Origin of the sequence: Achromobacter sp. UBA2119 (assembly GCF_002331005.1) — a bacterium.
Classification (GTDB): domain Bacteria; phylum Pseudomonadota; class Gammaproteobacteria; order Burkholderiales; family Burkholderiaceae_B; genus Achromobacter; species Achromobacter animicus.
In genome coordinates, this window is sequence record NZ_DCYD01000018.1 from 255733 (window position 1) to 270654 (window position 14922).

The 14922-nt window shown below is 65.7% G+C and carries 12 protein-coding genes; 4 read left to right on the top strand and 8 right to left on the bottom strand.

The features are described from left to right. Positions 1-160: 160 nt before the first annotated feature. Positions 161-1153 (top strand): SDR family oxidoreductase, encoded by a 993-nt coding sequence (locus B3098_RS22205; RefSeq protein WP_286898976.1) that lies wholly within the window; start codon positions 161-163, stop codon positions 1151-1153. Positions 1154-1554: 401 nt separating this feature from the next. On the opposite strand, the gene B3098_RS22210 is transcribed toward B3098_RS22205, so the two are convergent. The 4 genes from B3098_RS22210 to glf are packed head-to-tail and all read right to left on the bottom strand — an operon-like array spanning position 1555 to position 7576. Continuing rightward, entirely contained in the window at positions 1555-2367 is an 813-nt protein-coding gene (locus tag B3098_RS22210; RefSeq protein WP_286898978.1) for a DUF2243 domain-containing protein, read from the bottom strand. A gap of 32 nt (positions 2368-2399) precedes the next feature. After that, positions 2400-4196: an ABC transporter ATP-binding protein gene (locus tag B3098_RS22215; protein WP_286898979.1), complete on the bottom strand. Its 1797-nt coding sequence runs from the start codon at positions 4194-4196 to the stop codon at positions 2400-2402. Positions 4197-4199: 3 nt separating this feature from the next. Continuing rightward, the gene (locus B3098_RS22220) at positions 4200-5345 is read right to left on the bottom strand and encodes a beta-glucosidase (RefSeq protein ID WP_286898981.1); all 1146 of its coding nucleotides are present in this window, start codon (positions 5343-5345) and stop codon (positions 4200-4202) included. Between the two features lie 8 nt (positions 5346-5353). Then, the gene (gene glf, locus B3098_RS29075) at positions 5354-7576 is read right to left on the bottom strand and encodes a UDP-galactopyranose mutase (RefSeq protein ID WP_349677766.1); all 2223 of its coding nucleotides are present in this window, start codon (positions 7574-7576) and stop codon (positions 5354-5356) included. Positions 7577-8055: 479 nt separating this feature from the next. Here glf and B3098_RS22235 point away from each other — a divergent pair, with 479 nt between their 5' ends. Next, a complete protein-coding gene (locus B3098_RS22235; protein ID WP_279975501.1) occupies positions 8056-9225 on the top strand; it encodes a zinc-dependent alcohol dehydrogenase in 1170 nt (389 codons plus the stop codon). Between the two features lie 79 nt (positions 9226-9304). Here the strand turns inward: B3098_RS22235 and B3098_RS22240 are convergent, their stop codons facing one another. The 3 genes from B3098_RS22240 to galU all read right to left on the bottom strand — a co-directional run bounded on the left by B3098_RS22240 (position 9305) and on the right by galU (position 11598). Beyond that, a complete protein-coding gene (locus tag B3098_RS22240) occupies positions 9305-10378 on the bottom strand; it encodes an FUSC family protein (RefSeq protein ID WP_286898985.1) in 1074 nt (357 codons plus the stop codon). A gap of 153 nt (positions 10379-10531) precedes the next feature. Next, positions 10532-10747, bottom strand: coding sequence for a hypothetical protein (locus B3098_RS22245; protein ID WP_175124307.1), 216 nt, complete (start codon positions 10745-10747; stop codon positions 10532-10534). 17 nt (positions 10748-10764) lie between these two features. Further along, positions 10765-11598, bottom strand: coding sequence for a UTP--glucose-1-phosphate uridylyltransferase GalU (galU, locus tag B3098_RS22250; protein WP_279975505.1), 834 nt, complete (start codon positions 11596-11598; stop codon positions 10765-10767). A 166-nt stretch (positions 11599-11764) separates the two neighbouring features. Between galU and B3098_RS22255 the strand changes: the two genes are divergently transcribed. Further along, positions 11765-13315 carry a PAS domain-containing sensor histidine kinase gene (locus tag B3098_RS22255; RefSeq protein ID WP_286898986.1) on the top strand — a complete coding sequence of 517 codons (1551 nt, stop codon included), beginning with the start codon at positions 11765-11767 and terminating at the stop codon, positions 13313-13315. Positions 13316-13393: 78 nt separating this feature from the next. Here B3098_RS22255 and B3098_RS22260 read toward each other — a convergent pair whose 3' ends face one another. Further along, positions 13394-13903 carry a DUF421 domain-containing protein gene (locus B3098_RS22260; RefSeq protein ID WP_286898987.1) on the bottom strand — a complete coding sequence of 170 codons (510 nt, stop codon included), beginning with the start codon at positions 13901-13903 and terminating at the stop codon, positions 13394-13396. Between the two features lie 135 nt (positions 13904-14038). Between B3098_RS22260 and nadE the strand changes: the two genes are divergently transcribed. Continuing rightward, positions 14039-14878, top strand: coding sequence for an ammonia-dependent NAD(+) synthetase (gene nadE, locus B3098_RS22265; RefSeq protein WP_279975508.1), 840 nt, complete (start codon positions 14039-14041; stop codon positions 14876-14878). Positions 14879-14922: the final 44 nt, after the last annotated feature.

The window sequence follows — 14922 nt, forward strand, 5'->3', positions numbered from 1 at the left end:
CGAATGATGATGATTGCGGTGTAGCCCGCGATAAGAACGGCCCGCGGGAACCAGCGCCTGATGCGAGGGTCGAACTTCGGCGTTCGGGGCGCGTTTCAGGAATGGGGATTGCTGGCCCGATTCGCAGCGCGATTTCCGCGTTGGCAACCGGGAGCACTCAATGAAATTGAAACTGAAACCGCTACGTGAGCAGGTGATGGTGATTACGGGCGCGAGCAGTGGCATCGGCGCGGCGACAGCGAAGATGGCGGCTGAACGCGGGGCGAAGGTGGTGTTGGTGGGACGCCAGGAGAACGGGCTGAATAGCGTGCTGAACGATATCGTGCGCGGCGGCGGATCGGCGATCAGCGTGGTTGCGGATGTGGGTGTGCAGGACGATCACGATCGTATTCTGGAACGCGCGATTGATAGTTATGGGCGGGTTGATACGTGGGTGAACAACGCGGGCGTTTCGATCTTTGGAACGCTGGAGTCGGTGCCGGTTGAGGACCAGCGCAAGCTGTTCGATACGGATTACTGGGGCGTGGTGTACGGGTCGATGGTCGCGGTGCGGCACATGAAGGCAAGTGGCGGTGCGTTGATCAATGTGGGCAGCGAGGTGTCGGATCGGGCTGTGCCGCTGCAGGGGGCGTATTCGGCGGCCAAGCATGCGGTGAAGGGGTTTACGGATGCGTTGCGGATGGAGCTTCGTGAAGAAGGGGCGCCGGTGTCGGTGACGTTGATCAAGCCGGCGTCGATCGCTACGGGGTTTACTTCGCACGCGCGGAACTATATGGACGTTCAGCCTAGCCTGCCGGCGCCGGTTTACGCGCCTGAGGCGGTGGCTGATGCGATTCTCCACGCGGCGGAGCATCCGACGCGGGATTTGTACGTGGGGAGCGCGTCGCGGGCTATTTCGACGCTGGGTCAGAATATGCCGGGGCTGGCGGACCGTATGGCTGGATGGCTGTTTCGGCAGCAGCGCGGTGGCGCGGTGGCTGACGGGGGATCTGATTCGCTGTATGAAGGCGGCGGGTCGCATTCCGCCGAGCAGCAGGTTGGCCGTCGGAGTATGTACACCAAGATGGCGGTTAATCAGCCTAGTACTTCGCTCGTTGCTGCTGCCGTCTTGATTGGTGGGGCGGCTTGTTGGTTGCTGCGGTCGCGGCGGTGAGGTGGTTGGCTGGTTGGGTTTGGCGGCGGGCAGGGTTCTTTTGACGCCCGGCGCGTCGTCGGCCTGGGGCGCGCGGGGCTACGATTGCGGTCCGGAGCCTTCGCTCCGGACTTCCCCGTCGTCATCGTCGTTGTCGCCTTCGGCGACTGCCTTCCGATTCCCTCGGGCGCATCTACACGCCCCGCGCGCCCCAGGCCGACGCCACGCCGGGCTCGAGTGGCTTGAGCTTGCCGGGCGCTGGGGCGGGTGGAGTTCTTGAGGTTCTTGCTGGCGATTTCTGGGTGTGGAGCGTCTTGCGGGGCCCGTCCCACGACGGCCGCGCGGGCGGCCTGGTGGGACTTACGCGGTGTCTTTCGTCTGACGATGACGCTTCGCGCTTGCGGATAAAAATCGGTTGTCAGCTACGTGGTGCCTGCCTTCAGCCACGCCGAGCAACCGGCCGGAGCCACCGAGCCGCTGACGTACATCGCGCCGGCCGCAAATAACCGCAGCTTCTCTCCCATCGGGATCGCGGTCATCACCCAAACCGATCCTTGAGAATCTGACCACACGACTCGCGCGTCGGTATCCGCCAACGCCTGAAACATCGCCCCAGGCGATGCGCCGGGCCGCAGCGCGATGACGGTGGTGTCGGCGTCCGCGCGCAAGGGAAAAAGGTTCATAAGCCCGCCGGCCAGTACGCCTGCAACCAACAAGCTGGCAAACGTCTTGCCCGTGCGTCCTGTGGGCGGCGGACGGCGATGGTTACGTGCGCGCCAGCCGTACAGCAGCGGCAACACGCCAAATACGACAAACCAGGCCAAGTCCCACACCAGCGGATTCTCCGCGTCCATCTTGATGCGATGGATGCCGGTGATCCAGTGCGAGAGCAGCGCGTCGACGATGTGCCAGACGCCGAAGCCGATCCAGAAGTGGCCCCATCGTGGACGGAGCGCGGGGCCGGTCGTGGCGGCGGAGCGGGCGCGGTATAGCTCGATCAAGCCCGCGGCTGCGATGACGTACATGATGGCGTGGAAGATGCCGTCGGCGGCGACCTGGGCGGTCAGGCTGCCCAGGGGGCCAACCTGTATGTTGGAGAGCAGGTGATGCCATTGCAGGATCTGGTGCAGCAGGATGCCGTCGAAGAAACCGCCCATGGCGAAGCCCAGCAGGAAGCTGGCGCGGCGCAGGCGGTGGGGGACGGTCGGATCTTCCGGAGGGCGGACGAGTTCCATTGGGGTTCCTGGAATAGTGGGGGAAGGTTCGGTCAGGCGGTGGCGGGGACCGGGTGGATGCCGTCCTGGCCGATGCGGCGGTCGTGGCCGGCTTGCAGGTCCCAGAGTGCGCGCAGCGGGCCGCGGGCGGCCAGGCGTTCGTCCAGGGAGCCGTCTTCGACGATGCGGCCGGCGTCTACGACGACGATGCGGTCGTAGCGGGTCAGGGATGACAGCCGGTGCGCGACGGCGACGACGGTGCGGCTGCGCATGAGTTCGGCCAGGGCGTCCTTGATGAGCTGTTCGGAGTAGCTGTCCAGCGCCGAGGTGGCTTCGTCGAGCAGCAGGATGGGTGCGTCTTTGAGGAAGGCGCGGGCGATGCCGATGCGTTGCCGTTCTCCGCCGGACAGCAGGGCGCCGCGTTCGCCGACGATGGTGGCGTAGCCGTCGGGCAGGCGCTGGATGAAGGTGTCGCAATGGGCCTGGCGCGCGGCGGTGATGACGTCTTCTTCGGTTGCGTCGGGCCGGCCGTAGCGGATGTTTTCCATGATGGTCCGGCGAAACAGGCTGACGTCTTGCGGCACGACCGAGATGGCGTCTTTCAGGCTTGCCAGCGTGACCTCGCGGATGTCCTGGCCGCCGATCAGGATGCGGCCCTGTTGTGGTTCGTCGGCGCGCTGCAACAGCGAGAGCAGGGTCGACTTGCCGGCGCCGGAGGCGCCGACCAGGCCTACTTTCATGCCGGGGCGGATGGATAGGGTGATGCCGCGCAGCGCATGGCAGCCGTCGGGGTAGGTGTATTGGACGCCTTCGAAGGCGATGGCGCCGGCGGGGTCGCGCAGCGGTTGGGCGTGGGGTACGTCGGGCACGGAGTGTGGCCTTCCGATCAGGCGCAGCATCTCGGCGATGACGCCGAACTGCTGCGCGGTGCCGACGAGCGCGAGCGCGAGGTCGCGCGAGCCATGCAGGATGCGGAAGGTGAGCGCGCTGACGACGACGACGTCGCCGGGGCTGGCTTGGCCCTGTTCCCAGGCGCGCAGCACCCAGAGCAGCATGCCGCCGGCCACGAGCCACAGGCAGGCGTCATGGATGACGCGTGCCTTTTCGACGTACATCCAGCTTCGGCGCTGGGCGCGGGCTTCTTCGCCGAGCGCCTTTTCAAGGCGTGCGCGCTCGCGCGCCTGGGCGGAGAAGGCCTGGACTGCCCAGATGTTGGAGATGGCGTCGACGATTTCTCCGCCGACGTGGGCGGCCTGCTCGCCGTACTGCTGGTGCAGGCTGCGCCCGCGCGCGCCGAAGGAGATGATGATGGCGGCGAGCACGAGGACGAAGCCGAGCAGGGCGGCGGCCATGCGCCAGTCGACGGTGCTGAGGACGACGACGGCGCCCAGGAAGTCGACGCAGGGCGGCACGATGCTCCAGACCATGGCGCCGTAGATGGCGCCGGCGGCGCTTGCGGTGGACGAGATGCGATTGGCGAGGGCGCCGGAGTGGTGCTGGCGGAAGTAGCGGGTGGAATGGTGGCTCAGGTGCTCGAAGACCTCGACCCGCAGCGCCGCGCAGGCGGCCACGATGTTGCGGCAGCCCAGCCATCCGCCGCAGCGCCACAGTGCGGCTTCGATGGCGATGACGACGAGGAACAGGCCGAGCGCCCACCACACCTGCACGGATGCGTCTGCGCCCAGCGCCATGGCGTCGACGATGAGCTTCATGGCGTACTGCACGGTCACGGAGCACACTCCGGCCAGGACGACGATCAACCCCAGCAGGCCGAACGCCCAGGGCCGCTGGCGGACGTATCGCCAGAGAAAGGCCGTGGGATGGGTGGGGAGGGCGGGCAGGTCTGGCATGGCTCAATCTCCGTCGGCACTGCGTGCGGGCGCGGGGAGCAGGCCGGCGGGACCGCGGCCCGCGCGTGCCGCCTGCGCGCGCAGTTCGATTTCGAGCGGGGCATACACGCTGCGCCGGCCGTCGGACGCGGGCGCGCTGAGGAGGCCGGTCGGGCAGTGGCGGTCGTCTTCCCAGCCGGGATAGTCCGTCACGGGATACAGGCAGATGCCCGCGACGTCGACGCCGCGCGCCTGCGCCAGCGTGACCTGGTCGGCGACGTAGCGCATCCAGGGGACGCGTGCGAGGCCTTCGGCCCCGGTTTCCGCGATGAAGAGGGGCTTGCCGTAGCGGTGCGCGCAACCCTGCAAAAGGTGGGCAAGGGACGTGTAGCGCGCGTCGTCCCACGGCAGGGGCGCGCCGCGGTGGAGCCATTGGTTGTGGGGGTAGTAGTTCAAGCCGATGACGTCGACGTAGCGCTCGTCGCCGCCCAGGTCCGCGTGCCCGCGTCCGCACAGCATGTCGAGCGCTTCGAACTGGGCCTCGCTGGCCGCCGCGGCTTCCAGGGCGTCGCCGGGTTGCGCGGGCTGGATGGCAATCAGCGGCTCGGCGCAGACCAGACGCGCGTCCGGGTCGGCTTCCTGGATTGCATCGCTGGCCTGGATCGCGGCGCGGGCGAGCTGCCGTTTCAATTCCAGGCCGCGGCCGAGCGTGCAGGGTCCGAAGTGCGCCATGTCGCCGCCCGCCCAGCTCCAGTACGAGATTTCGTTCATCGGGCAATACCAGGTCGGCATATCGGTTTCTCCGGCAATCAGGCGGGCCGTTGCGGCGGCATATCGGGCGAACGCCTCGGGAAAGGCGGGCGACCAGATATCCAGCCACGCCGGCCAGCCGTAGTGGCACAGGTCCCAGATCACTTCGACTTTGCTGTCGCGGGCGGCGTGCAGCAGCGGCAGAAGCGAAGACCAGTCGTATACGTTGGCGGCGGGGCAGACAAGGTGCCAGCGCACCCCGTCCCTTGCCGTCCGCATGCCCAGCGCGGCGATGGCGGCGTAGTCCTGGGCCGCCCACTTCGCATGGCCCGTGGACTCGATCAGGTCAAGCTGCCGGCCATCGGGGAAGCGGTGACAGGAGCATTCGAACCCCGCCTGCAGGAAGCTCTGAAACGCCATGCCCGGATTCATTCGGCCACGACCGCACCGCGCGGTTCTGCCTGCCGGCTTGCCATCTCCTCGTACGTGGACAGGGCCTGCGCCACAACCTGGTCCATGTTGTAGTAGCGATAAGTCGCCAGGCGGCCGACGAAATGCACGCCTTCGCAGGCATCCGCCAGCGCCTGGTACCGCCGGAACAGCGCAGCGTTTTCGGGGCGCGGGACGGGGTAGTATGGGTCCCCCTGCGCGCTGGGATACTCGTAGGTCACGGCGGTCTTGGCGTGGCGCTGGCCGGTCAGGTGCTTGTATTCCGTGATGCGGGTGTACGGGACGTCTTCGGCCGGGTAGTTGACGACGCCGACGGGCTGGTGCCATTCCTCGTTCAGCGTTTCGTGCCGGAACTTGAGGGACCGGTACGGCAGCGGGCCGAAGCAGTAGCCGAAGTATTCGTCGATGGGGCCGGTATAGATCAGCCCGTCATAGCTGAACGCCGACTTGGCTTCCTCGAAGTCCATCCCGAGCGCAAGGGATATGTTGGGATGGTCCAGCATGCGCTCGAACATGTGCGTGTAGCCTTTGAGCGGCATGCATTGATGGCGGTCAGTGAAGTAGCGGTCGTCGCGCGAGAGCCGCGTGGGCACGCGCGCGGCAACGGATCGGTCCAGTTGGGAGGGGTCCAGGCCCCATTGCTTGCGGGTGTAGCCGCGGAAGAACTTTTCGTACAGGTTGCGGCCGACCTGCGAGACGACGAAGTCCTCGGCGCTGGACACGACGGAAACCGGCTCGGCCATCGTCTGCAGAAATTGTTCGGCCTCGGCGGCGGTGAAGCACCGTCCGTTCAGCCGTTCGAGCGTCGTGAGGTTGATCGGCATGGGCACCAGCATGCCGTCGGTGCGGGCCAGGACCCGGTGTTCATAGGGCCGCCATTCCGTAAACCGGGACAGGTATTGCAGCACCTTGTCGGAGTTGGTGTGGAAGATGTGGGGACCGTAACGGTGCACGAGCAGTCCGGCCTCGTTATAGAAGTCGTAAGCATTGCCCGCGATGTGCGGACGCCGGTCCACCACCATGACGCGCTTGCCGCTGCCGCGCGCCAGGCGTTCGGCCAGCACGCTGCCGGCGTAGCCGGCCCCGACGATCAGGCAGTCATAGTGCGTGGGCGTCAGACTTTGCGGCAGGCGCAGCGCGGCCGGCGGCGCGGACGAATGCCGGGCCTTGCGTGCAGAGCTCGTCCAGGCGCGGTTCATCGCGTCGCAGATGCCTTCCCAGCTTCGGTCCCACGACATGCCCTCAAGCGCGCGGTCCGCATGCTGGGCCACCGTGTCCGGCTCGGCCGCTGACTCCAGCGCAAGCGCTATTGCGTTGACGAAGGCCGACGCGTCTGCGGCGATGTGCACGACGGGGCAGCCGCCGTAGGCGCGCACGACGTCCGCAATCGGCGTGGAGACGACAGGTTTGCCCGCCGCCAGGTATTCCGGCGTCTTGGTCGGGCTGATGTAGCGCGTGGACTCGTTCATCGCGAACGGCATCAGGGCAACGTCCCAGCCCGCCAGATAATCGGGAAGCTGGTCATACGCGCGCGAGCCGAGGTAATGGATGTTGGGCGCCTGCGGCAGTGTGGCCGGGTCGATCTTGACCACCGGGCCGATCAGCACAAAGTGCCATTCCGGCCGCATGCCGGCCGCCTGCGCCAGCAGTGCCGTGTCGAAGCGCTCGTCCAGGACGCCATAAAAGCCCATGCGCGGCGACGGGATCGCAAGCAGGTCGGCAGGGATGCTGGCCGACGTTCGGCCCCGCGCGAAATGCTGCCGGTCCACGCTGCTGGGGAACGCATGCGCATTCGGATGGAGCCGCCGCTTGGATTCGTAAAGGCTATGCCCGCCCGTGAAGACCACGTCGGCGCGCGAGAGCAGTTGCCGTTCCAGCGCGACGAGTTCAGGCGGCGCGCCGCGAAACGCGGACAGTTCGTCCATGCAGTCGTACACCACGAGCCCGGCGTCCAGATCCTCGGTAAACGGCAGGCTCATCGGCGTGTAGTACCAAAGGACCGGTGTGGCAAGGCCGTGCTCGCGGACAAGCTCGGCAAGCAGGCGGCGCTGGTCTTGCTCCGCCGTTTCCCGCGCCACGTGCGGCGTGATGACGGTGACGCCATCGACGCGGCTGGACTCGAGCCAGCCGTGGCGGGCGGCGTCTTCCCAGACGGGTTCTTCAACGTAGTAGACGGCGTGGGCCCGAGCGAAACGCGTCATCAGATGCTGGGGCCGCTGGTGCACGAAATTCCAACGGAGATGGGAAAAGCACAATATCGCAGGGCGCTCGAGCGTCAGCCATCCGTTCGCCGCAGGTGCTTCCGGTGCGGTGGGAGGGCGGGCGTGGGGTGCGCCGCCAATTGAGGAATCGACGGTACGCATGGAAACTCCAGGAGATTGGGATGGGTCCGGTGATGGCGGGGCGGCTTGAGCCGGGGTATCACACCGAAAGCGTGTGAAAGCGCTTCGCAAGCATCGTGCCGAACGCGCGCGGGCCGCGGGGCTGCGATAAATCGCCTGGATCAATGGCGATTGCGGCCCAAGGTGTTGACACGTCGTGGATATTTTTCGACCTGCGTTGCAAGTTCTGCGTTCGGCCCAGCGTCTTTGCGACCATTTCAGATGAATCATTCCGCGCGGCATGGCAGTTGCTGCGCCATGCCTGATCGCGTGTTGCGGTCACGTCAAAGGAGATTCTGATGAAAGCACTTTGCTGGCACGGCAAACATGACATCCGCTACGACACCGTCCCCGATCCTGTCATCGAGCACCCGCGCGACGCGATCATCAAGGTGAGCGCGTGCGCAATCTGCGGGTCCGACCTGCATCTGTTCGATGGCTTCATGCCCGGCATGAAATCCGGCGACGTCATGGGCCATGAATTTATGGGCGAAGTCGTGGAAGTCGGCGCGCAGGCGCAGAACCTGAAGATCGGCGACCGCGTGGTGATCCCGTTCACCATTACCTGCGGGGAGTGCGACCAGTGCAAGCGCGGCAACTTCTCGGTCTGCGAGCGCACGAATCGCAATGCGGCGCAGGCGGCCAAGATGTTCGGCCACACGACGGCAGGGCTGTTCGGCTACACCCATCTGACGGGCGGCTATGCCGGCGGCCAGGCGGAATACGTGCGCGTGCCGTTTGCGGATTCAACGCATGTGCAGGTGCCCGACGAGCTGTCGGATGAACAGGTGCTGTTTCTGGGAGACATTCTGCCCACCGGTTGGCAGGCGGCCAAGCAGTGCGACATCGAATCGACGGACACGGTCGCGGTATGGGGCGGTGGTCCCGTCGGTCAGATGGCAATCCAGAGCGCGATCCTGCTGGGTGCGCGCCAGGTGATCTGCATCGAATCCGTGCCGGAGCGCCTGCAGATGGCGCGCGATTGCGGCGCGGTCACGATCAACTTCCAAGACGAGGATGTCGTGGAACGGTTGAAGGAACTGACCAACGGCAAAGGACCGGAGAAATGCATCGACGCGGTCGGCATGGAGTCGCACGCCAGCAGCACGATGGAGCACATGTACGACCGCATGAAGCAGGCCGTGGGCGCCGAGACCGACCGGCCGCACGTGCTGCGCGAAATGATGTACGTGTGCCGGCCGGCGGGCATCCTGTCGGTGCCCGGGGTGTATGGCGGGATGATCGACAAGATTCCGTTTGGCGCGTCGATGAACAAGGGGCTGACGTGGCGCATGGGCCAGACCCACGTGCGGCGCTGGACGGACGAGCTGCTGGACCTCATCGTGCAGGGCAGGATCGATCCGTCGTTCGTCATCACGCATCGCGCCAAGCTGGAGGCCGGGCCTGAGTTGTACAAGACGTTCCGTGATAAGGAGGACCGCTGCATCAAGGTTGTGCTGACGCCTTGAAGTCTTGACGCGTTGACCCATTTAATCGTTGACGCTTTGACCACCGAGGCCGGATGTCCTGCATCCGGCCTCGCGTTTGTCAGGTTTCCGGCTGGACGGTGTCGCACAAGGCGTCCAGTTCCCGCGTGACTTCCTGCCACGACCAGCGGATGAGATCCACGGCCACGCGCTCGCGGGCCGTGAAGCCGCCGCCGCTAGCGGCTTCCTCAACCGCGGCATCCAGTTTCGCAAATGGCTCACCGGTGCTGCACATGGGCGCTTCGGCGCCCTTGTCACGAATGACGCGGGCCAGGCCGTCGATCTGCTGTCGTGCCGCCATCGCGACGTCGTGCAGCGCGGGGCCCAGACGGCGGCAGACGTTATCGGTCAGTTCCATGCCGCCCACGCGTTCCATCAAGGGCACGGTCAGCCACAGTTCCTCGATCCGTTCCTGCAACCGATAGGCCTGCGTGTCCGAACCCAGGATGCGAATGGGCACCGACCGCGACTGGCTTGCCATGTCGCGTGCGCGCCAGTGGGTGCGTTCCAGCGCGGGCTTGTCGCGCGGCCGCGGCCGGGCACGCCCTTCGTTCACGGCGGCGGCCCATTCGACCAGCAGTTCGCCGTAGAGCTGCAGGGAGGCAGCGAGGTTGTACCGCATGCTGTACCGGGCCGACAGCGGCAGCACCGCAAAAGCGGCCAGGATCCCGGCAATGGACCCCACGACGATGGCGAGCGTCTTGTTCACCGCGCCGGCCACGATGTTGGCGTCCGGCGTAACGGTCAGGATGGTTGCCGTGACCAGGCTGTAGTTCAGCGTCGGCCAGCGTATCGACAGGCAGGCGGCGGCCCCTACGCCGGCCACGATGCTCCATGGCGCCGGAATGTCGGCGGCGTGCGCCAACGGCACGAGCGTGATGCCCAGCGCCACCCCGATCAGCGCGCCCAGGATGCGGGCAGCGGCCTCGCCGACGGTGCCCTCGACCGTGGCGCGCACCACAAAGAGGGCGGAGAAGGCGCCCCACGCGACGTCCGGCATCTGCCACCACGTCATGCAGCCGAAAGCAAGCAGTACCGCCGCTACAGTCTGCAGCGGCAGGCGGACGCTGTCCTCGGCGATGGCGGCACGGTAGGCGGCAGCGCGTTTCAATAAATGGGAAAAGAGGGGGCTCATCGGCAACTGATTCATCTACAGCAGGCAGGCATCGCGCGGCGGCGTCGGCATCGCCCACGGACTGCTTGAATTACGGCACCCACATGGCAGCGACCGCACGCTGAAAGCCGCGTGCGGTCGCTGAAGGTGCAAGGAAAACCCAGGCGGGAAGGCTCAGGAATCGGCTTTCTTGGGTCGTCCGTACGGATCTTTCCCGGCCGGCGCTTGCGAGCCGCCGGCGGGGTAGCCCGAATTGGTGTCCGGGTCCTGATTCACTTCCCCCGTCGGCGGTCCGTCCTCGGTCGGTTGGCCCGTGAAGCCGGTCTCGGCGCGGTCGACATGCGGAGACGGCGGCGGATTGGGCGGGGGAGCGGGTTTCGAGTCGGTCATGGAAAGACTCCTTTTTCTCAGGCCAGGTTGTGATATTTGCGCCCGATTTCCATCGTGGCGCGGTAAAAGCCTTCCTTGCTGCCGCAGTCATAGCGGACGCCGTCGTATTCGAACCCGAACACCTTGCGCGTCTTGAGCAGGGCGGCAATGCCGTCGGTCAGCTGGATTTCACCGCCCACGCCCGCCTGGGTGGCTTCCAGCAGCGCGAAGATCTGAGGTTCCAGGATGTAGCGTCCGACCACCGCCAGGTCGGTCGGCGCGTCCTCGGGCTTGGGCTTTTCCACGATGCCGGTCAGGCTCATGACGCTGTGCGCCTTGCGGCTGCCGGACACGATCCCGTACTGATGCGTGTTGGTTTTTGGCACTTGCTGGATCGCCAGGACGCTGCCCTCGAATTCCCGGGCGACCTTCATCATTTCGCCGATCACGGGGGCGTCCGCGTCTATCATGTCGTCCGCCAGCAGCACGGCGAACGGTTCGTTGCCTACAATGGGCGCCGCGCAGAGCACCGCATGGCCCAGCCCCAGGGCTGCCGGCTGGCGGGTGTACACGCATTTGACGCTGTCCGGGATGACGTTACGGACGGTCTCCAGCAAGGCATTCTTGTTTTTCGCCTCCAGGTCGTACTCCAGTTCGGGTACGCGGTCGAAATGATCTTCGATCGCCCGTTTGTTGCGGCCGGTCACGAAGATGAGTTCTGTGATGCCTGCTGCGACCGCCTCCTCAACGGCATACTGGATCAGCGGCCGATCAACGATGGGTAGCATTTCCTTGGGCATGGCCTTGGTGGCGGGTAGAAAGCGGGTGCCGAGGCCCGCGACGGGGAATACTGCTTTACGAATGGTTTGCATTGCTGAGGCCCTCTATGCCCGGACGGCGCCAGGGATGGGCCGCCTACTGACTCCTGTTACAGCAAAATCCGTGCCCATCGGGCGATCGCTGTAGCAGAATCCGGAGGACGGCACGCCGTTTGCTGACGGGGCTGAGCATGAATAGATACGCAGGTGGGGACATTGCATGACTTCTTTACCGGATTTTCCGTCCGAGGACCGCTATCGCCTTCTGGTAGGCGCAGTGCGGGATTACGCTATATACCTTCTGGACGCCAACGGCCGCGTAAGCAGCTGGAATCCCGGCGCGGAACGATTCAAGGGCTATGGCGCGGACGAGATCATCGGGCAGCATTTCTCCGTTTTTTACACACCTGAAGATCAAAAAGCCGGCGTGCCGGAGCTCGCGCTGGAGACGGCGCGGCGTGAAGGGCGCTTTGAGGCCGAAGGCTGGCGCGTCCGCAAGGACGGCAGCACCTTCTGGTGCAGCGTGGTCATCGATCCGGTCCATGACGACCGGGGCGTCCTCGTCGGCTACGCCAAGATCACGCGCGACATCACCGAACAGAAAGAGCGGCATGAGCAACTGCAGGAAGCCCGCGATTCCATGCATCACGCCCAACGCATGGAAGCCATCGGCCGCTTGACCGGCGGCGTCGCGCACGACTTCAACAATTTCCTGACCGCGATCCGCTTTTCCGCCGAATTCATCAAGCGCTATCCCGAGTTGCCCCCCTCGCTGATGCGCTACGTGGGCATCATCATCGACACCACCGAAAAGGCCGCCCAGCTGACCCGGCAGTTGCTGGCCTACGCCAAGCGGCAGCCGCTGCAGCCGCACGCGTTTGACGTGCGCGACAGCCTGGCGTCGATGCGCGAGCTCTTCGAGACCTCGGTTGGATCGCACGTGGCGATCAGCTACGAGTTCGGGCCGGGCGACTGCACGATCTTCGTGGACCCGGCGCAACTTGAATCCGCGTTGCTCAATCTGGTCATCAATGCGCGCGACGCCATGCCGTCTGGCGGCCAACTCAAGATAATGGCCCAGGTCGTGCCGGACGCGTCGGACCTGGAAGGCCATACCAAACTTAACGGCCCACACGTGGCCCTGTCCGTGCAGGACACCGGCGCGGGAATCGCGCCCGGCGTGCTGACGCACGTGTTCGAGCCTTTTTTCACCACTAAAGGCCAGCATGAGAACTCTGGTTTGGGTCTGAGCCAGGTGCAGGGCTTCGTGCAGCAGTCCGGCGGCGACGTGACGGTGGACAGCATGGTTGGCAAGGGAACCACGTTCACGCTCTACCTGCCGGCCGTCACGTCCCCCGGCGAGGTGGTCGAGACGCCCGCCGCCGGCGTCATCGTCAACGTGCCGGTGCGCCGCCAGGTGCTGCTGGTGGAAGACAACCGCATGGTGGGCGAGGTGGTGTCGGCGTGGCTGGCGGAGCTGGGCCAGGACCTGACGTGGACGGTCGATGCCGAAAAAGCCCTGCACGAACTGGAACAGCGCGACGGCGGCTTTGACCTGGCGATCCTGGATCTGGTGCTTCCCGGCATGAACGGGATGGAACTCGCCCGCCAGATTCGAGAAAATTGGCCCGGCATTCGGATCGTGCTGGCCAGCGGCTACAGCGATGCGATGGCCGGGCCGCGGGCGTTGGGATTCCCGGTCATGCAGAAGCCATACTCCGTCGAGGCGCTGATGCAGGTGCTGACCGAGGATGCGCACACGATGCCGTAAGGGCCGACGCATGGCGCTGCGGTGGTCCCTGCGGGCGGGGGCCGACGTCCCGCCGGGTGGGCGTCGGGCAGCGCGGCGCTAGGTCCGGCGAAAGCGGTTGTGCGCCCGGCGCTTGATGACGCTGATATCTCCATCCGGCTCCATATACGCGCGGCGCACCTCTGAAACCTCGAGCACGCCTTTCAGCCGGAGCTGGCTCATCAGCTCGTCTTCCGTCAGGTATTCGCGGCGCAGCGCGCGCTTGGCGATCACGCCGTCGCGAACGAGGCATACGCGGTCCGATTCGAGCAGGCGGCCAAGCGGCTTGAAAAAGTAGCCTACCCGGTCGACCAGCACGGTCCAGCCGATGATCGTAGATATCAGGACCATCCCGTCCAGAATGGATTTGTATTCGCCCGCCATTGCGTTCTGCGCCGCATCGGCGATCAGGACCAGCACGAGCATGTCGGCCACGCCCAGCGAGCCGACGTCGCGCCGGCCAGCCAGGCGCAGCAGCACGAAGATAAACCAATAGACGATCGTCCCGCGGATGAAAATCTCCAGCGGTGAGAGCGTAAACGTAAACATCGTCGACCAGTCCGGGTCCATCGTGGCGCCTCCGACAATGAAACATCAAACCGCGAGCAAGTGCCGTTCCCGAGCAATGCCGGGCGCCGAGCAGGGCGTTAGTTGGACGCAGGAACGCTGATTGCTGCTTCGATGCGCCAACGTGGAGAAGTGAAAATGAACTCAGGCAATACCCCCTTGCGGTTGCGGGATGCCATCGCCGGAGAACTGGGAGTAACCCCGGACTTCGACGCGACGGAAGAGCTGGAAAGGCGCATTGCGTTCCTCGCCGACTACCTGACGCATTCAGGCCGCGCAGGTTATGTCCTGGGAATCAGCGGCGGGGTGGATTCCACGGTGGCGGCGCGGATCGCGCAGCTTGCCGTCGAGCGCGTCCGCGGCCAGGGAAAACCGGCCACGTTCGTGGCCGTGCGCTTGCCCTACGGCGAGCAGCGCGACGAGGAAGACGCGGCGCAGGCGCTGGATTTCATCGCGCCCGATCGCCGTATGCGCATCGACATCAAGCCTGCCGTGGATGCGCAACGCGAGGCGCTGCGCGCCGCCGGCCTTGAATACGCGGACGAGGCGGCCGAGGATTTCGGCGCGGGCAACATCAAGGCGCGGCAGCGCATGATTGCCCAATACGCCATTGCGGGCGCGCTTGATTGCCTGGTGATCGGCACGGACCAGGCCGCCGAAGCCTTGATGGGGTTTTTCACCAAGCATGGTGATGGCGCGGCGGACGTGCTACCCCTGCGCGGTCTGACCAAGCGGCGGGTGCGGGCGCTGGGGTCGCTGCTGGGCGCGCCGGACCGGCTGGTGCTGAAGGTGCCCACCGCCGATCTGGAGTCGTTGCGGCCGTTGCGCCCTGATGAGGACGCGTACGGCGTGACATACGCGCAGATCGACGGGTATCTGGAGGGCGAGGAGGTTGCTGAAGACGCGGTCGCGGTCATCGAACGCCAGTATCGCGCCACCGCGCACAAGCGGATGCTGCCGCCCGGGCCGATCGAATGAGTTGAAGACGCTGCGCAACGACGGCGAACATCTGTCTTTGAGCC